17 protein-coding genes are annotated in these 16,310 nt (G+C 68.8%); 14 read left to right on the top strand and 3 right to left on the bottom strand.

What is annotated here, in order from left to right:
• The first annotated feature begins 7 nt into the window (after nucleotides 1-7).
• The 4 genes from CQ045_RS06845 (at nucleotide 8) to CQ045_RS06830 (ending at nucleotide 4,475) form a co-directional block, all read left to right on the top strand.
• Nucleotides 8-1,003, top strand: coding sequence for a LacI family DNA-binding transcriptional regulator (locus CQ045_RS06845; RefSeq protein WP_105721948.1), 996 nt, complete (start codon nucleotides 8-10; stop codon nucleotides 1,001-1,003).
• A 289-nt stretch (nucleotides 1,004-1,292) separates the two neighbouring features.
• Complete coding sequence (locus CQ045_RS06840; RefSeq protein ID WP_105721946.1) at nucleotides 1,293-1,967, top strand: TetR/AcrR family transcriptional regulator; 675 nt, start codon at nucleotides 1,293-1,295, stop codon at nucleotides 1,965-1,967.
• 107 nt (nucleotides 1,968-2,074) lie between these two features.
• The gene (locus CQ045_RS06835; protein ID WP_105721944.1) at nucleotides 2,075-2,842 is read left to right on the top strand and encodes a LamB/YcsF family protein; all 768 of its coding nucleotides are present in this window, start codon (nucleotides 2,075-2,077) and stop codon (nucleotides 2,840-2,842) included.
• Nucleotides 2,843-2,864: 22 nt separating this feature from the next.
• Nucleotides 2,865-4,475 (top strand): urea amidolyase family protein, encoded by a 1,611-nt coding sequence (locus CQ045_RS06830; RefSeq protein ID WP_105721942.1) that lies wholly within the window; start codon nucleotides 2,865-2,867, stop codon nucleotides 4,473-4,475.
• A gap of 29 nt (nucleotides 4,476-4,504) precedes the next feature.
• Here the strand turns inward: CQ045_RS06830 and CQ045_RS06825 are convergent, their stop codons facing one another.
• A complete protein-coding gene (locus CQ045_RS06825) occupies nucleotides 4,505-5,833 on the bottom strand; it encodes a uracil-xanthine permease family protein (RefSeq protein WP_105721940.1) in 1,329 nt (442 codons plus the stop codon).
• A gap of 112 nt (nucleotides 5,834-5,945) precedes the next feature.
• Here CQ045_RS06825 and CQ045_RS06820 point away from each other — a divergent pair, with 112 nt between their 5' ends.
• Both CQ045_RS06820 and CQ045_RS06815 read left to right on the top strand, forming a co-directional pair.
• Nucleotides 5,946-6,209: a type II toxin-antitoxin system VapB family antitoxin gene (locus CQ045_RS06820; RefSeq protein WP_105721938.1), complete on the top strand. Its 264-nt coding sequence runs from the start codon at nucleotides 5,946-5,948 to the stop codon at nucleotides 6,207-6,209.
• A gap of 32 nt (nucleotides 6,210-6,241) precedes the next feature.
• Nucleotides 6,242-6,616, top strand: coding sequence for a type II toxin-antitoxin system VapC family toxin (locus CQ045_RS06815; protein WP_258130979.1), 375 nt, complete (start codon nucleotides 6,242-6,244; stop codon nucleotides 6,614-6,616).
• 18 nt (nucleotides 6,617-6,634) lie between these two features.
• Here CQ045_RS06815 and CQ045_RS06810 read toward each other — a convergent pair whose 3' ends face one another.
• Complete coding sequence (locus CQ045_RS06810; RefSeq protein ID WP_105721935.1) at nucleotides 6,635-7,513, bottom strand: phosphoribosylaminoimidazolesuccinocarboxamide synthase; 879 nt, start codon at nucleotides 7,511-7,513, stop codon at nucleotides 6,635-6,637.
• Nucleotides 7,514-7,723: 210 nt separating this feature from the next.
• Here CQ045_RS06810 and CQ045_RS06805 point away from each other — a divergent pair, with 210 nt between their 5' ends.
• The 4 genes from CQ045_RS06805 to CQ045_RS06795 are packed head-to-tail and all read left to right on the top strand — an operon-like array spanning nucleotide 7,724 to nucleotide 10,652.
• Nucleotides 7,724-8,350 (top strand): PadR family transcriptional regulator, encoded by a 627-nt coding sequence (locus tag CQ045_RS06805; RefSeq protein WP_105721933.1) that lies wholly within the window; start codon nucleotides 7,724-7,726, stop codon nucleotides 8,348-8,350.
• Nucleotides 8,347-9,918 carry an MFS transporter gene (locus CQ045_RS06800; RefSeq protein WP_258130978.1) on the top strand — a complete coding sequence of 524 codons (1,572 nt, stop codon included), beginning with the start codon at nucleotides 8,347-8,349 and terminating at the stop codon, nucleotides 9,916-9,918. The genes CQ045_RS06805 and CQ045_RS06800 overlap by 4 nt, the downstream gene beginning before the upstream one ends.
• On the top strand, nucleotides 9,884-10,069 hold the full coding sequence (locus CQ045_RS19160; protein ID WP_374955016.1) for a DUF2442 domain-containing protein: 186 nt from the start codon (nucleotides 9,884-9,886) through the stop codon (nucleotides 10,067-10,069). The genes CQ045_RS06800 and CQ045_RS19160 overlap by 35 nt, the downstream gene beginning before the upstream one ends.
• Nucleotides 10,070-10,112: 43 nt before the next feature.
• Nucleotides 10,113-10,652 carry a GNAT family N-acetyltransferase gene (locus CQ045_RS06795; RefSeq protein ID WP_105721931.1) on the top strand — a complete coding sequence of 180 codons (540 nt, stop codon included), beginning with the start codon at nucleotides 10,113-10,115 and terminating at the stop codon, nucleotides 10,650-10,652.
• A 24-nt stretch (nucleotides 10,653-10,676) separates the two neighbouring features.
• On the opposite strand, the gene CQ045_RS06790 is transcribed toward CQ045_RS06795, so the two are convergent.
• Nucleotides 10,677-11,894, bottom strand: coding sequence for an ROK family protein (locus CQ045_RS06790; protein ID WP_105721929.1), 1,218 nt, complete (start codon nucleotides 11,892-11,894; stop codon nucleotides 10,677-10,679).
• A 135-nt stretch (nucleotides 11,895-12,029) separates the two neighbouring features.
• Here CQ045_RS06790 and CQ045_RS06785 point away from each other — a divergent pair, with 135 nt between their 5' ends.
• The 4 genes from CQ045_RS06785 to CQ045_RS06770 all read left to right on the top strand — a co-directional run bounded on the left by CQ045_RS06785 (nucleotide 12,030) and on the right by CQ045_RS06770 (nucleotide 16,308).
• On the top strand, nucleotides 12,030-13,058 hold the full coding sequence (locus CQ045_RS06785) for a Gfo/Idh/MocA family protein (RefSeq protein ID WP_258130988.1): 1,029 nt from the start codon (nucleotides 12,030-12,032) through the stop codon (nucleotides 13,056-13,058).
• Between the two features lie 96 nt (nucleotides 13,059-13,154).
• Nucleotides 13,155-14,483 carry a sugar ABC transporter substrate-binding protein gene (locus tag CQ045_RS06780; protein WP_105721925.1) on the top strand — a complete coding sequence of 443 codons (1,329 nt, stop codon included), beginning with the start codon at nucleotides 13,155-13,157 and terminating at the stop codon, nucleotides 14,481-14,483.
• An 18-nt stretch (nucleotides 14,484-14,501) separates the two neighbouring features.
• Nucleotides 14,502-15,422, top strand: a complete 921-nt coding sequence (locus tag CQ045_RS06775) for a carbohydrate ABC transporter permease (protein WP_181156467.1) — start codon at nucleotides 14,502-14,504, stop codon at nucleotides 15,420-15,422.
• Entirely contained in the window at nucleotides 15,415-16,308 is an 894-nt protein-coding gene (locus CQ045_RS06770; RefSeq protein WP_105721921.1) for a carbohydrate ABC transporter permease, read from the top strand. The genes CQ045_RS06775 and CQ045_RS06770 overlap by 8 nt, the downstream gene beginning before the upstream one ends.
• Nucleotides 16,309-16,310: the final 2 nt, after the last annotated feature.

Raw genomic sequence — 16,310 nt, 5'->3', positions numbered from 1 at the left:
TACGCTGATGTCGCCCCGAGCGACGATCGAAGAAGTGGCATCCGCTGCCGGTGTCTCCCGGTCGACCGTGTCGCGCGTCGTGAACGGATCGACGGCGGTGAGCCCGGAGGCGCTCGCCGCGGTGCGCGCGGCGATCGACGAGCTGAACTACGTGCCCAACCGGGCCGCACGGTCGCTCGCCTCGCGGCAGACGCACGCGATCGCGCTGATCGTGCCGGAAGACACGAACCGGTTCTTCGGCGACCCGTTCTTCGCCGCGATCGTCGCCGGCATCACGGGCGCCCTCGGCGGTTCCGACTACCTGCTCAATCTCCTGATCGCCAGTGACGACCCGGGTGACAAGATGACCGGCTTCGTGCGCAACGGCGGCGTCGACGGTGCGCTGATCGTGTCGCATCACACGAGCGACGCATTCATCGACAGGGTCGCGGACGCGGTGCCGGTGGTCTACGGCGGTCGGCCCGTGCGTCGACTCGAGGGCGACTACGTCGTCGACGTCGACAACGTCGCCGGCGCCCGCGAGGCGACCCGTCGACTGCTCGACATCGGACGGACGCGGATCGCGACGATCTCCGGCCCGTTGACGATGGTCTCGTCGGGCGACCGCATCCAGGGATTCCGCGCGGCGCTCGCGGAGGCCGGGCTGACGCCGTACGCGGAGGAGGAGGGCGACTACAGCGAGGCCAGCGGAGCGGATGCGGCGCGGCGGCTGCTCGACGGCGGCCGTCCCGATGCGATCTTCGTGGCCAGCGACCTGATGGCCCGCGGAGCACTGACGGTGCTGCGTGCCGCCGGGGTGCGGGTCCCCGAGGACATCGCGCTGGTCGGCTTCGACGACTCCTCGGTCGCGATCACGACCGATCCGCAGCTCACGACGATGCGCCAGCCGATGTACGCGCAGGGTGAGACCATGGCGCGCGTGCTGCTGTCGCGTCTCGCGGGGGAGGACCCGCCGACCACGACCATCCTGCCGACGGAGCTCGTGGTTCGCGCATCCGCCTGATCCGGTTTCCGCGGAGGACGAGGGGAGACACGGGTGCGGCCCTGGCGCCCCCTCCTGGCCAGGGACGCACCCGTGCGTCTGGTTGCACGACGTCGGAGATCGGCGGCGAATCGCCCATCGAAGGGTGGATGCCGCGGCATGGCGCCTCGGATCTCCGACGTCGTGCCCGGCTGAACAGGTCAGCCGAATCCGTGCTCGCTCATAGATTGAACGAATATTCAGTGAGTAATCTATACGGCGGGGGGACGATTCGGAAAAGCGCGGACGGAACCCTGGAGGTGGATGCTGCATGGCACGCTCCGATGAGCAGAACCGACGGGCCCGGGAACGTGCACGGGAGGTCCTCCTGCAGGCAGCGATCGAGCTTTTCGCCGAACTCGGGGTCGCCGGCGCGAGCATCGCCGAGATCACGAAGCGAGCGGGCGTGGCCCAAGGGCTCGTGAACTACCACTTCGGCGGCAAGGACCAGCTCGTCGCGGCCGTCATCGACCGGTGGTTCGAGACCGTGCTCGGCTTCGCCCGCGTCGACGGCACTCCCGACGAGATGCTCGCCGCCGTGATCGACGGAGCACTCACGGCGACCGCCTACGCGATACCTCTGCAGCGGGCCGTTCTGGCGATGCAGCAGCAGCCTGCGACGCACCGGCTGTTCGCCGAGTCGGAGGCGCGGCACGAGGAGGCGGCGACGGCGGCGGAGGATGCCGTGCGCGACCTGTTCCGTGCCCGAGGAGCGCAGGACCCCGCTCTCGAGGAGGTCATGCTGCGCAGCACGATCGAGGGCATCTTCGTGAAGTCCGCCGTCTTCGGCGAGACGTATCCGCTCGAGGAGGCGCGGCGCTGGATGCACCGTCGGTACGCGCTGCCGGAGCCGACGACGCAGATCGCTCCACCGGCTCCGCTCCGCGATGGCGAGCCGCGGCCGCGGGCGACGGCGGCGCGGGGAACGGATCTGCCGCCCTCCTGAGCCTGCGGCTGCTCATCGCCGGTACGCTCATGACGCAGCCCACCGGGTGCAGGGGATCGTCTCCGCCGGCCCCCTCTTCGCCTTCCTCGGAATCGGAGCGTGATCGCATGACTTCGATCGACCTGAACTCGGACCTCGGCGAGAACGTCGCCGACCGGATCGTCAGCGACGACGCCGGCATGCTGCGCCTCGTCACGAGCGCGAACGTGTCGTGCGGCTTCCACGCCGGCAGCCCGCTCGGCATCCGCCGAACGCTCGTCGCCGCTGTGGAACGGGGCGTCGTGATCGGCGCGCATCCCGGATACCGCGACTACGAGAACTTCGGGCGGACGAAGGTCGACATCGACTCGGCCACGCTGCAGGCGCACGTCGAATATCAGCTCGGCGCGCTCATGGGGCTCGCCGCCGCCGTCGGCGGGCGGGTCTCGTACGTGAAGCCGCACGGGGCGCTGTACAACACGATCGCGCGCGACGAGCGACAGTCGAAGGCCGTGGTGGCGGCGATCCGCGCGATCGATCCGAGCCTCGTGCTGCTGGGACTCTCCGGGGGCGTCGTGCTCGACGTCGCCGAGCGTGCCGGGCTCGCGGTCGCCGCCGAGGCCTTCGCCGACCGCGCGTATCGGCCGGACGGGCAGCTCGTGCCACGCACTGACGAGGGAGCCGTGCTGCATGACCCGGCTGTGGTGGCGGAGCGCATGGTGCGGCTCGCCTCCGACGGCATGATCCGGGCGATCGACGGCACCGACGTACCCGTCATGGCGCAGTCGATCTGCGTGCACGGCGACAGCCCCGGCTCGGTGGCGATGGCGGCCGAGATCAAGCGGCTGCTGCAGGACGCGGGCATCACGATCGCACCGTTCGCGGATCCGCGATGACGAACGCGGAGCGTCCTGTCTGATGCGCATCCTCACGGCATCCGATCGTGCCCTTCTCGTCGAGGCGGCCGACCTCGATGAGGCGATGCGCTGGAACCTCGCGTGGGAGGGTGTGCCGGGCGTCGTCGAGCGCGTCCCCGGCGCCCGCACCGTGCTCGTGCGCTTCGACCCGCTGCGGGTGTCGGCCGCCGAGCTCGCGAACACGCTGGCGGCGACGGAGGTCGACGCCGTGCAGCTGTCAGGCACCGGAGAGATCACGATCCCCGTGAGCTACGACGGAGAGGACCTCGACGAGGCGGCGTCGCTGCTCGGCGTCTCGGCGGAGGAGCTCGTGAACCGGCACCTCGCCGCGGAATGGCGGGTCGCGTTCTCCGGGTTCGCCCCCGGGTTCGGGTACGCGGTGAGCAGCGACCCGCTCTTCGATGTGCCGCGCCGCTCCTCGCCGCGGACGCGCGTGCCTGCCGGATCGGTTGCGCTCGCCGGACGGTTCACGGGTGTCTATCCGCGCGAGAGTCCAGGAGGCTGGCAGCTCATCGGACGCACGGATGCCGTGCTGTGGGACATCGATCGTGACCCGCCCGCCCTGCTGTCGCCGGGTACCGCGGTGCGGTTCGAGCGCGTAAGAGGCGCGGCTCGGCTGGGCGCGGCTCAGGTGGGCCGAAACGGAGACGGTCCGGCCCACGCCCGGCGCGTCGTGGAGCAACCCGCCGCAGCGGACGCGGAGGGCCTGGGTTTCGGCGCGGGTGGGGCGGTCGAGGTCGTCCGCCCCGCGCTGCAGCTGCTGGTGCAGGATGCCGGGCGTCCCGGTTACGCGGCTCTCGGGGTCTCGGCATCCGGGACAGCGGACCGCCGGGCCCTGCGCGATGCGAACCGTGCGGTGGGAAACGACGCCACGGCTGCGGTGCTCGAGAGCGTCGGGGGAGCGGTGCTCCGATTCCACGGGGCGGGTGTCGCGGCGGTCACCGGCGCGATCGGCGTGCTGTCACTGATCGGAGCCGAGGGTGTCGTTCGTCCGGTCGTCCACGGAGAGCCCTTCGCCACGGTCGACGGCGACGAGCTGACGCTCGGTCATCCCGAGCGCGGTCTGCGCTCCGTCATCGGAGTCCGCGGCGGACTGGATGTCGCGCCCGTGCTGGGCAGCCGCGCGACCGACACCCTCGCGGGGCTCGGCCCGGAGCCGCTGACGCCCGGTGCCGTTCTCGCGATCGGAGATGCCGCTCGGCACCCGGTCGAGCCCGGGGCCGTGTTGCGCGACCTCCCGGCCTCCGGCGACCTCGTCGAGCTCGACATCACGCTCGGGCCTCGCGACGACTGGTTCACGGCGCACGCCCTCGAAGTGCTCACGACCCAGGAGTGGACGGTCACCCCGCGCTCCGACCGTGTCGGCATCCGCCTCCAGGGCGATGTGCCGCTGGAGCGCTCCGTCGGCGGCGAACTGCCCAGCGAGGGGGCGGTCACCGGCGCGATCCAGGTGCCACCCGACGGGCAGCCGGTGCTCTTCCTCCCCGACCACCCGCTCACCGGCGGGTACCCGATCATCGGCGCCCTGACCGACCGCAGTCTCGACGTCGCGGGTCAGCTGCCGCCGGGCGTGCGCCTTCGCTTCACCGTCCAGGTGCACCCCGCCCGGTGAGTTCCGGCCCGCGTCGACCGCGGGACCGCCTACTCGGGGTCGCCGCCGAGCGGACCGACCGCCGCGAGCGGCTTCGGGTCGTCGGCACCGGTCTTGCGCAGGCGGGCGATCAGGTTGCCCAGGTGGTAGATGAGGATCGCGGCGACGGTGGCGATGACGATGCCGCCGAGCTCGAACCCGGACGCCTCGTCCTTGATCATGAACCCGCCGACGGCCATGATCAGCGCGACGGCCGCCGTGTACTGGTTGACCGGACGCGAGAAGTCGACGCGGTTGTCGACCCAGATCTTGATGCCGATGACGCCGATGAGTCCGTACAGGGCCGTGGTCACGCCACCGAGCACACCGGCGGGCACCGAGTTGATGACCTCGCCGAACTTGGGCGAGAGGCTGAGCAGGATCGCCGCGGCGCCGGCGACCCAGTACGCGGCGGTGGAGTAAACGCGCGTGGAGGCCATCACGCCGATGTTCTCGCCGTAGGTCGTGGTGCCCGAACCGCCGAAGAAGCCGGCCAGGGTGGTCGAGACGCCGTCGGCGATCAGGGCCTTTCCGGTCTGCTCGTTGACGGTCGCGTCGCCGGTCATGGTCGCGACGCCGCGCACGTGTCCGACGTTCTCGGCGATCAGCACGAGGACGACCGGGAGGAACATCGCGAGTGCCGTCAGGGTGCCCGGCTCCGTGAAGTTGGGGAGGGTGAAGGTCGGCAGGCCGATCCAATCCGCCTTCTCGACGGCCTCGAAGTTCAGTTCGCCGCGGAACGCCGCGAAGATGTACCCCGCGATGACGCCGAGGAAGATCGAGATGCGGCCGAGGAAGCCGCGGAAGACCACCGCGAAGAGGATGGTGATCGCGAGGGTGAACGTGGCGGTCACCGGAGCTGCGGCGTAGTTGTTGTGCGCGGCGCCGGCGAGGTTGAAGCCGATGAGCGCGACGATCGTCCCCGCGAGGACCGGCGGCAGGAAGCGGTCGACCCACTTGACGCCGACCGTGTGCACCACGACGCCGATGATGGCGAGCAGTACGCCCACCGCGACGATGCCGGCCAGAGCCGTTCCCATGTTCGCGGAGGCGGTGGCGGCCGTGACCGGTGCGATGAAGGCGAACGAGGAGCCGAGGTAGCTGGGCAGCTTGTTGCGCGTCACGAGCAGGAACAGGATCGTGCCGACACCGCTGAACAGCAGCGTCGTGGCGACCGGGAACCCGGTGATGATCGGCACGAGGAACGTCGCGCCGAACATCGCGACGACGTGCTGGAGCCCGATCGCGATCGTGGCGGGCCAGTTCAGGCGCTCGTCGGGACGGACGACGGCGCCGGGCTCGACCGTGCGGCCGTCTCCGTGCAGCTTCCACAGGGCCATGCGGGCTCCTCAAGGTTCGGGGGATGTCGGGAGTGCTGGAGCAACACTACCGATTCCTGAGTGTTTCCTGAGCGCTTCTACCATGGTAGAACATGAAGGTAGAATGGTAGACATGAGCCTGAACATCAAGAACGAGACGACGCACGAGCTGGTGCGCCAGCTCGCGGCGCTCACCGGGCAGAGTCAGACGAGTGCGGTGGAGGACGCGGTGCGCCGACGTCTTGCCGAGCTGGAGCAGCAGAGCTCGGATGACGAGCTGGAGCGTCGTCGTCGTATCCGTGCGGTGATCCGGCGAGCACAGCAGATTCCTCACACCGGGCGAACGACCGAAGAGATCATGGACGAGCTCTACGACGAGACGGGAATGCCACGGTGATCGTCGACTCTTCGGCCCTCGTAGCCGTCTTGATGGCGGAGCCCGATGCTGCGGAGATCGGCCGACTGCTGGAGGCGGGTCCGTTCTCCCTGTCCGCGGCCACTCTCACGGAGTGCATGATCGTGCTCCGCGGTAAGGGGGGCGAGGAGAAGGCGCTTGCACTCGACGAGCTTCTGGATGCGACGGGGGCCAGCGTCGTTCCGCTTGACGAGGAGCAGGCGCGCCTGGCGACCAGAGCGTACGTGCGTTACGGCCGCGGCTCGGGCAGTCGCGCGCGCCTGAACTACGGCGACTGCTTCTCGTATGCGCTCGCGATCACGCGCGACGAGCCGTTGCTTTTCACGGGCGACGACTTCACCCACACGGACGTGCGCCGGGTGGAGTCGGCCGAGCCGGTGGTCGACTGACCGGCGTGAGACGAGGCGTCAGGCGCCGAGGCGGTCGATCAGCTCGCGGTAGCGGTCGGCGGTGCGCGCGACCACATCGTCGGGAAGCGCGGGCGGCTCGCCCTGCTTGTCCCAGTTCGCCGCCATCCAGTCGCGCACGATCTGCTTGTCGAAGCTCGCCATCCGCTCGCTCGGCGTGGTGCCGATGCGCCAGGCCTCGGCGTCCCAGTAGCGCGAGGAATCGCTCGTGAGCACCTCGTCGGCCAGGCGCAGGGTGCCGTCGGCATCCGTCCCGAACTCGAACTTGGTGTCGGCGAGGATGAGCCCCTTCTCCTCGGCGATGGCGGCGGCACGGGCATAGATCGCGAGCGAGGTGTCGCGCAGCTCGGCCGCACGCTCCGCACCGACCAGCTCGACGGCGCGCTCGAAGGTGATGTTCTCGTCATGCTCCCCCATCGGCGCCTTGTAGGCCGGGGTGAACAGGGGCTCGGGCAGTCGGTCGCCGTTGTGCAGACCGGCAGGAAGGGGGATGCCGCACACCGTGCCGCTCTCCTGATACTCGGCCCAGCCGGAACCCGTGATGTACCCGCGAACGACGCACTCGATCGGCAGCATCTCGAGCGACTGCGCGAGCATGGCGTGATCGGCCACGGACTCCGGCAGCTCGCCCTCGGCGATGTGGTTGGGGAAGTCGGAGAGCTGCGCGAACCACCAGCGGCTCAGCCGCGTCAGCAGAGCGCCCTTGTCGGTGATGCCGGGGGAGAGCACGGTGTCGAAGGCGCTCACGCGGTCGGAGGCCACGACCAGGATCCGCGTGTCCGCCGGATCCTCCGAGGCGTACAGGTCGCGGACCTTGCCCGAATAGAGGTGCCGCCAGCCGGGGATGCTCTGTGCTGTGCCTTCTGCAGGTGTGCTCACCCGCCCATCTTCCCAGATGAGCGGTCAGCGACTGTTCGGAACGGCCCACGAGATGAGGCTGTCGATGCCTCGCACGACTGCGCCCCCTCGCGGGTTTCGCTTTCGCGTGCTCTCCCTCGTCCACGGCCGAGCCCCCGCCTCATCGCAGAACCCGGCTGTGCAGAGACGCGAAAAGGGCGTATAGTCCACATGGACTATTTGAGGAGGGTTATGAAGAAGGATGCCGTCGACCGGCTCACTCCCATGGGGGTGATGGTGCTCGCGCTGCTGCGCGAGGGCGACATGCACCCCTATGAGATGGTCCGCCTCATGCGATCCCGTCACGACGATCGGCTGCTGACGATCACCAACGGCACGCTCTATCACACGGTCTCCCGGCTGCATCGTGCCGGGCTGATCGACGAACTCGGCATCGATCGCGAGGGCAACCGCCCGGAGCGCACGACCTACGCCCTGACGGATGCCGGACGCGAAGCGGTCGTGACGTGGGTGCGACGCGAACTGCCCCGCGTCGACCGCCCCGCCGACTTCCGCATCGCGCTCGCCGAGGCCCATAATCTTGAGCGTCCGGAGGTCATCGACCTTCTGCGCGTGAGGCGAGGCGCTCTCGTCGACGACCACGCCAGGCACCGCGACGGCCTTCTGCAGGCCAGAGAGAAGAGCGTGCCCGAGCAGGTGCTCGTCGAGATCGAACGCCAGGAGGCGCTCCTGGAGGCCGAGCTGCGCTGGCTCGACTCCCTCCTCGACCGCCTCGACGCCGAAGTCCTGCCGTGGGGTCCCACGGCATTCCCGAAGTCAGACCGCTACCGCGCTCAGCGAAAGGCTGCACAGCAATGACCGAATCCCCCCGCGACGGAGACCGCCCGCCGGTGTCCACGCCCTCGACCTCCGGTCCGTCGACCGGCACCTACTCCGTCGGCCACAAACCGACGAGCCCGTGGCCCGCCCTCTGGGCCCTGGTCATCGGCTTCTTCATGATCCTCGTCGACACCACGATCGTCTCGGTCGCGAACCCGGCGATCAAGGCCGCCCTCGATCCGAACACGAACAACCTCGACAACGTGGTGTGGGTCACGAGTGCGTACCTGCTCGCCTACGCCGTGCCGCTGCTGATCACCGGGCGTCTCGGCGACCGCTTCGGGCCGAAGAACATCTACCTCATCGGTCTCGCGATCTTCACCCTCGCCTCGCTGTGGTGCGGACTGTCGAACTCGCTCGAAGGCCTGATCGTCGCCCGCGCGGTGCAGGGTCTCGGCGCCGCGTTCATGACCCCGCAGACCATGGCGGTGATCACGCGCACGTTCCCGCCGGAGCGCCGTGGCGCCGCCATGGGGCTCTGGGGTGCGACCGCCGGTGTCGCGACCCTCGTCGGTCCGCTCGTCGGAGGCCTGCTCGTCGACGGCTTCGGCTGGGAGTGGATCTTCTTCGTCAACATCCCGGTCGGCATCGTCGCCTTCGTGCTCGCCTGGCGTCTGGTGCCGAAGCTCGCGACCCACCCGCACCGCTTCGACATCGTGGGAGTCGTGTTGAGTGCCGTGGCGCTGTTCCTCATCGTCTTCGGGCTGCAGGAGGGCGAGAAGTACGACTGGGGCGTGATCTGGGGTCCCATCTCGGTGTGGAGCCTGATCATCGTCGGCCTCGTCGTGCTCGGGCTGTTCATCGTGCAGCAGGCCAAGACCCGCAGCGAGCCTCTGGTTCCGCTCGACCTGTTCCGCGACCGCAACTTCTCGGGAGCGAACGTCGCGATCGCCGCGGTGGGCTTCACGGTGACGAGCATGTCGCTGCCGATGATGTTCTTCCTGCAGACCGCACGAGGACTCACCCCGACGGAGGCGGCGCTGCTCCTGATCCCGATGGCCGTGCTCTCGGGTGTGCTCGCCCCCGCCGCGGGCAAGCTGCTCGACCGGGTGGATCCGCGCATCATCCTGATCCCCGGCCTGCTCTGCGTCGCCGGCGCGCTCGTCTGGTACTCGGCGCTGATCAATATGGACACCCCGATCTGGATGTTCCTGCTCCCCTCGGCTCTGATGGGAATCGGAAACGCCGGAATGTGGGGGCCGCTCGCCACCACCGCGACGCGCAAGCTCCCGCCGCGTCAGGCAGGTGCCGGAGCCGGCATCTACAACACCACCAGGACCATCGGATCGGTGATCGGCTCGGCATCCATCGCCGCGTTCATGCAGTCGCGACTCGAGGCGAACCTTCCGGGTCTCGCCGATTCGCCGGCGGGTATCTCGACCGGTGGAACGCTGCCCCCGCAGGTGGCCGACGGGTTCGCCGCCGGCATGTCGCAGGCGATCCTGCTGCCGGCCTGCGTCATGGTGATCGCACTCATCGCCTCGCTGTTCCTCGGCCGGTACGACAAGGCGGATGCCGCGGCGCCCGCGGTCGCGACCACGGAGTAGTAGCGACTCTTCCTCCACGACGGGTCCGGGAGGTGCGCATTCCGCACTTCCCGGACGTGGGGACTGGCGGCTGATCGGCGCCGGGGAGGGCATCCGCTGGCCGCAGGTCGATGAAGACATCGCGCTCGCCGCTCTGCTCCGCGGGCGATGACCGCGCATTTGCCTCTGAGCATGGGTCGTGTTTTCATCGAGCGATGACGATCACACTCGCTCGGCCGACCACCGACCTCTTCGACGCCTGGGCCGCGGCGGTGGCCGAGTTCGACGGTGGACACATCGACGGCGGGGGTTACGAGCAGGGATTCGTTCCCGATCGCGCGGCATGCGAGGCGTTCGTCGAGAAGGCGGAGCTGTATGCCACTCCGGGTGCGGTGCTGCCCGAGGGGCACGTGCCGTGCGACTTCTTCTGGATCACCGAGGGCGACCGCGTCGTCGGGTTCATCGCCTTCCGGCGAGAGCTCAACGAATGGCTGCGTCGCTTCGGCGGCCACATCGGCTACGCGACGATCCCCTCGCGGCGCCGGGAGGGGATCGTGCGCGAGGCCCTCCGTCTCGTGCTCCGCTTCGCGAAGTCCGAGGGCTACGACCGCGTGATGCTCACCTGTGACGACGACAACGTCGGCTCCATCCGCACGATCGAAGGCGCCGGCGGCGAGCTGGAAGACGTGATCGAGGCTTCGGAGCCGGGGCAGCCGCGCGTGCGGCAGTACTGGATCGAGCTGTCGCCGGCCTGAGGATCCCCGCCGTCCGATCGCGGATCAGGCCTGCGTGCTGAAGACCGATGACAGCACCAGTCCGGCCCCGCCCAGAAGAGTGATCTGGTCGGGATCGTCGGCGAACATGACCGTCGGCGGGTGTCCGCGCTCGGGCGCCAGTCGGGTGACCCACGCCTGCAGGGCCTCACGCATCGCGTCGCCTCCCGTGCAGGCGTCGCCGTGCATGATGTAGTGGCCGGGCGCCAGGATCTGCTCGTTGTTCGCGATGCCGATGGCGAGGTTCCGGGCATAGAGGTCGAGCAGGGCCGCCGCATCCTCCGACCCCGCATCGACCAGTGTCGCGAGCCCTCGTGAATCGAGGGTGTCCGCGCCGGGGAGCTTCGCCGCGGCGGCACGATCACGGAGCCAGCCGAGCGTCGCGACCGTCTCCCAGCATCCGCGGCGCCCGCATCGACACAGGGCGCCGTCCATCTGCACGATCGTGTGTCCGGATTCGCCGCCGGCCCCGTTCTCGCCGCGCAGCACCTCGCCGCCGTGCACGATCCCGAAGCCCAGAGCCTCGCCCGTGTACACCGAGGCGAAGTCCTGGATCTCGCGCCCGAGACCGAACCAGCGGTCGCCGAGCGCCTGCACGCGGGGGTGGTGGTCGATCAGCGTCGTCGCGCCGAAGCGCTTCTCGAGGAGGGCGACGACGGGGAGGCCGTTGAGTCCCGGAGTGAGGTGCATCGAGATGACGCTGCCGGTGCTGGTGTCGACCATGCCGGCGGCGGCGACGCCGATTCCGACCAGCTGCTCCCCCGCGAAGCACCCGTCGGTGACCTGGTGCAGGCACGTGATGATCTCTTCGGCGGAGGCGTCGCGGCTGTATGCCGCGTGGTGCATCTCGTGGATCGTGCCGTCGAACGCGATGCGCGCCGCGACCACGAAGTCGGGGGAGAGGTGCACCGCGCCGAGCCAGGGGCCGTCGTTGCGGAACCACAGCGGGCGGGCGGGCTTGCCTCCCGCCTCGGACGGGGCGACGGGATCGCCCTCGACGAGGGTGGCCGAGTCGAGCAGCGGCTGGAGGATGGTGGCGATCGTCGCGCGGTTCACACCGAGCGATCGGGCGAGCTGTGCGCGGCTGGAGGGGCCGAGGCGATGCAGGGTCTCGAGCACTCGTCGCCGGTTCGCGGCGCCGATGGCACTGGTGGTGATGAGGGGCTTCCGCGCGGATCGGTCGGAGAACGCCAGGTCGGGCTGAGATCTGCGGGACGGTGCCATCGCACCTGCCTTTCCGTTCGCGACGGGAGGCGGCGATGCTCCGTCTGCGGATCAGTTTACAAGGAAGAATGTATGGTTTAGTGTCATACATACCTCGCGGCGCGCGGGTGAATCCATGAAGAAGTGGGGTTGGCAGTGAACCACAGCAGGTCAGCACGAGTCGGAGTCATCGGCGGCGGGATCCGCGGCGGCATGTTCGCCCGGGCGCTCCAGGAGAATCCCGATGCCGAGCTCGTGGCGATCTGCGACCGCAGCCCCGCGGTCCTGTCGACGATGGTCGATCAGCTCGGCGTCCCCGGGTACGCCTCCACGGAGGAGCTCCTCGCCGCGCACCCCGAGCTGACCGCCGTGGTCATCGCCACGCCCGACTTCGCGCATCGCGAGGCCGCCGTGCTCAGCGCCCGCGCGGGGCTCGACCTCATGATCGAGAAGCCGCTCGCCACCGAGGTCGGCGACGCGCGGGCCATCCTCGACGCCGCCGCCGAGTCCGGTTCGCGCATCATGGTGGGCTTCGAGAACCGCTGGAACGTTCGTTACTCCTCGGTGCGCGACCGGCTCGTCGCCGAAGGCGACCCGCGCATCAGCGCCCAGATCATCCACCTCAACGACACGGTCTTCGTACCGACCGAGATGCTGTCCTGGTCGGCGAAGAGCTCCCCGGCCTGGTTCCTCATGCCGCATTCCCTCGATCTCGCCTGCTGGATCGGCCGCACTCGTCCGGTGTCCGTGTACGCGGTCGGCGCGCGCGACCGCCTCACCGAGGCCGGCATCGACACCTGGGACCGCGTCAACGCGATCTTCACCATGGCGGACGGCTCCCATGTGGCCCTCAATTCGTCGTGGGTGCTGCCGGAGTCCATGCCCTCGGTCTTCGACTTCCGGTACGAGATCCAGGCCGCGGATCGCGTCGTGCACATCGACGGCGCCGACGACGGCGTGATCGACTACGGCGCCGAGCGCGGCCAGCTCGTGCAGTCGGCCGTGCACGAGCGCGGCGGCCGCATCCAGGGCGTGCCGATCGACATGGTCTCCGACTTCGTCCGCCTCGTGCGCGGCGAGGAGGTCGAGGTGCCGGACGCCCATGACGGGCTGCTCATCACCGCGGCCATCGAAGCCGTGCACACCGCCCTCGAGACCGGACAGGTCGTCGAGATCTCGGTCTGATCTCCCCTCATCCCGCAACACCTTCACCCCGCAGCACCGCGTCACCCCGAAACACACGCGATACCCCCGTCAGGAACTTCACGAAGGAGCAAGGAAATGAACGCATCATCGTCGATGAGTCGGGGCTTCTCCCGGCGCCAGGTCTTCCAGCTCGGTGGGCTGGCCGTGGGCGCGATCGCGCTCGCCGGCTGCGCCCCGGGAGCCGAGCAGCAGAGCTCCGGCCCCCTCACCGCCGGCAGCGGGAAGCCCTCCGGGCAGATCAGCATCCTGGACGACAACACCAACAGCGTCTTCAAGGCCCGCGCCATCGCGGAGTTCGAGAAGAAGACCGGGATCAAGGTCGCCACCTACCAGCAGGGGAACTTCAACGACCTGCACGACAAGATGGCCACGATGTTCGCGGCACAGGATTCGTCGTTCGACGTGGTGATGACGTGGGCGGGCTGGTCGGCCGAGTTCGGGCAGGCCGGGTGGCTCGAGGAGTTGGACAAGTCCGTGATCCCCGAGGACCTGATCCAGCCCGCACTGGACGCCGTGTCCTGGCGAGGCAAGGTGTACGGCCTGCCGAAGTTCGTCAGCGCCCAGACCATGTTCTGGAACAAAGACCTCTACGGCTCGGCGGGGCTCGACCCCGAGGTCGGACCGGCGAACTGGGACGAGTTCGTGGCTGCGGCCAAGGCGCTCACCACCGGCGACCGGTACGGATACGCCTGCGACATGGGCAACCCGGCCGGCGCGTACCAGAACTTCCTGCGCATGCTGCTCCTGAACGGCGGCGAGTTCTACGACGCCGACTACCGGCCGACGTTCGCCGGAGAAGAGGGTGTCGAAGCGCTCACCAAGCTCGTCGAGCTGCTGCAGGTGCACAAGGTGATGGATCCGTCGTCGCTGCAGATCACGAACGCGTCCGACCTCGCCGACCTGTTCGCGCGGGGCAACACGGGCATGGTGTTCAACTGGCCGTTCCAGTACGCGGTGGCGACGACCGACGGAGCGGCGACGAGCGCGACCTCGGTCGGCAACGGGCTGCTCCCCGGCATCTCGGTACGCTCCGCGTCGATCGACGGATCGGAGGGCTTCGCGATCAGCAAGTTCTCGAAGAACAAGGAAGCCGCGCTGGCATGGCTGCAGTTCGTCACGACCGGCGACGTGCAGACCGACATCGTCGAGAAGGAGGGCTGGTTCCCGGTCTCGCAGACCGTGCTGGCCGACCCGGCGGCACGTGAGGCGCTGCCCATCCTCTCCACCTACGAGGAGTCCACCGAGTACGTCACCAAGCGGTACGGGACCCCGTGGTCCAACGAGCTCGATCAGGCCCTCTCCGTGCAGCTCATCAACGCGATGAACGGCAAGACCTCTCCGAAGGAGGCTCTCGCCAGTGCACAGAAGACGGCAGAGGGCCTCGTGAACAAGTACCTGAAGTAGGGCGGGACAGGGATGGGCGTGAACCTCGCCGAAAGGAGCCGACGGCGCGACCTGCGCTTCGGCCTGATGCTGATCGCTCCGGCGGTGCTCATCATCGTGATGCTGCTGGGCTACCCGATGGGGTACGCGGTGTTCATGTCGCTCCACGAGTGGAACGACAAGCTGGGGATGGAGCATCCGTTCATCGGGCTCGACAACTACGGTCAGCTGCTGACGGATCCCGCCGTCCACCGGGCGATGGAGCGTACGGCGTACTTCTCGGTGATCACGGTGATCGGCGGGGTGGCGCTCGCGGTCGCGATCGCGGTGCTGCTGAACCGGGAGTTCCGCGGACGCACCTTGGCCCGCGTGCTGCTGCTCGTGCCGTGGGCCGTGCCGCCGGTGGTCAACGGCATCATGTGGAAGCTGATCTTCGACGGCAGCACGGGCGTCGCGAACACGATCGTCCGCGGGCTCGGCCTCAGCGACGAGAACGTGCAGTGGCTGTCGGACCCGGCGATCGCGATGAACATCCTGGTGTTCGCGGAGATGTGGAAGCTGCTGCCGTTCCTCTGCCTCCTGATGCTCGCGGCGCTGCAGGGCATCCCGTCGAACCTGTACCGGGCGGCGGCGATCGACGGTGCGGGGCCGTGGCGGGCGTTCTGGCGCATCACGCTGCCGAACATGCGGGGTGCGCTGATGTTCGCGCTCATCGTGCAGTCGATGTGGTCGTTGAAGGTCTTCGACACCATCTACGTGCTCACCGGCGGATCCGGCGGTCCGGCGGAGGGCACGACCACCATCAACTTCCTCGCCTACCTGGTCAACTTCAGCAATCTCGACCGCGGGTACGGCTCCGCGATGGCGGTGGGGATCATGATCCTCGTGCTCGTCGTCGCCGTGTTCTGGATCGCGCTGTTCGGCGGATTCCGCCGGAAGAGGGGAGAAGCGCATGCCTGACCTGACCACCACCGCGCTCGTGACCACCGACCGTCCGAGAGGGCGGCGGGTGTCGCGTCGCGGACGTCGACGTCTCACGGCCATCGTGTGCGCGATCCTCCTGATCGGCGTGATGGCGTTCTTCCTGGCGCCGTTCCTGTGGATGTTCGTGTTCAGCGTCTATCCCGCCAGCGCGCTGCAGGGCGGCACCCCCGACCTGTCACCCTCGCTGCTGACCGTGGACTCGTACACGCGGCTGCTGTCGGACGGGAGCTTCCTCACTCCGATGGCCAACTCCGCCATCGTGGGGCTCTCCACGACCATCATCTGCATGACCGTCGGGGCGGCCTGCGCCTACGCGATCGCGCGATTCCGCTTCCGCGGTCGTCAGCCGCTCCTGCTGAGCATGATGACGGTGCAGGCTATCCCGGTGATCGTGCTGGCCGTGCCGCTGTTCATCCTGCTGCGCTCGGTGGGCCTGTACGACCAGCTCCTGGGACTGATCGCCACCTACACGGCGTTCATCCTGCCGCTGGTGATCTGGATGCTCGTCGGGTTCTTCGAGGACATCCCGCCGAGCCTGGAGCGGGCGGCGCGGATCGACGGCTGCAACAGGCTGCAGATCATGTACCGGATCGCGTTCCCCCTGGCAGCCCCCGGCATGGCCGCCACCGCGATCCTGGCGTTCATCACGAGCTGGAGCGACTTCTTCCTGGCGAAGGTGCTGACCTCGAACAATGCGGTGACCCTCCCGGTCGAGACCGCGGCGTTCCAGGGGCTGTTCGCCATGGACTACACATCCGCGGCGACGGCAGGGGTGATCACGGCCATCCCGGTCCTGATCCTGACGCTCGTGGCACAGAAATGGATCATCCGCGGCATGACCGAGGGTGCGGTGAAGGGCTGATA

This window comes from Microbacterium sp. MYb66, assembly GCF_002979435.1.
In the GTDB taxonomy this organism is placed as follows: domain Bacteria; phylum Actinomycetota; class Actinomycetes; order Actinomycetales; family Microbacteriaceae; genus Microbacterium.
Note: the sequence above shows the minus strand (reverse complement) of the source record. Positions and strands in the feature narration are given on the sequence as shown.

Coding starts and splice junctions, on each gene's coding strand:
- CQ045_RS06790 (WP_105721929.1), bottom strand. CDS start 11,894: ATGGCACCGTCCCGCAGATCTCAGCCCGACCTGGCGTTCTCCGACCGA.
- CQ045_RS06835 (WP_105721944.1), top strand. CDS start 2,075: ATGACTTCGATCGACCTGAACTCGGACCTCGGCGAGAACGTCGCCGAC.
- CQ045_RS06805 (WP_105721933.1), top strand. CDS start 7,724: ATGAAGAAGGATGCCGTCGACCGGCTCACTCCCATGGGGGTGATGGTG.
- CQ045_RS06820 (WP_105721938.1), top strand. CDS start 5,946: ATGAGCCTGAACATCAAGAACGAGACGACGCACGAGCTGGTGCGCCAG.
- CQ045_RS06840 (WP_105721946.1), top strand. CDS start 1,293: ATGGCACGCTCCGATGAGCAGAACCGACGGGCCCGGGAACGTGCACGG.
- CQ045_RS06825 (WP_105721940.1), bottom strand. CDS start 5,833: ATGGCCCTGTGGAAGCTGCACGGAGACGGCCGCACGGTCGAGCCCGGC.
- CQ045_RS19160 (WP_374955016.1), top strand. CDS start 9,884: ATGCCGCGGCGCCCGCGGTCGCGACCACGGAGTAGTAGCGACTCTTCC.
- CQ045_RS06845 (WP_105721948.1), top strand. CDS start 8: ATGTCGCCCCGAGCGACGATCGAAGAAGTGGCATCCGCTGCCGGTGTC.
- CQ045_RS06800 (WP_258130978.1), top strand. CDS start 8,347: ATGACCGAATCCCCCCGCGACGGAGACCGCCCGCCGGTGTCCACGCCC.
- CQ045_RS06780 (WP_105721925.1), top strand. CDS start 13,155: ATGAACGCATCATCGTCGATGAGTCGGGGCTTCTCCCGGCGCCAGGTC.
- CQ045_RS06830 (WP_105721942.1), top strand. CDS start 2,865: ATGCGCATCCTCACGGCATCCGATCGTGCCCTTCTCGTCGAGGCGGCC.
- CQ045_RS06795 (WP_105721931.1), top strand. CDS start 10,113: ATGACGATCACACTCGCTCGGCCGACCACCGACCTCTTCGACGCCTGG.
- CQ045_RS06770 (WP_105721921.1), top strand. CDS start 15,415: ATGCCTGACCTGACCACCACCGCGCTCGTGACCACCGACCGTCCGAGA.
- CQ045_RS06815 (WP_258130979.1), top strand. CDS start 6,242: ATGGCGGAGCCCGATGCTGCGGAGATCGGCCGACTGCTGGAGGCGGGT.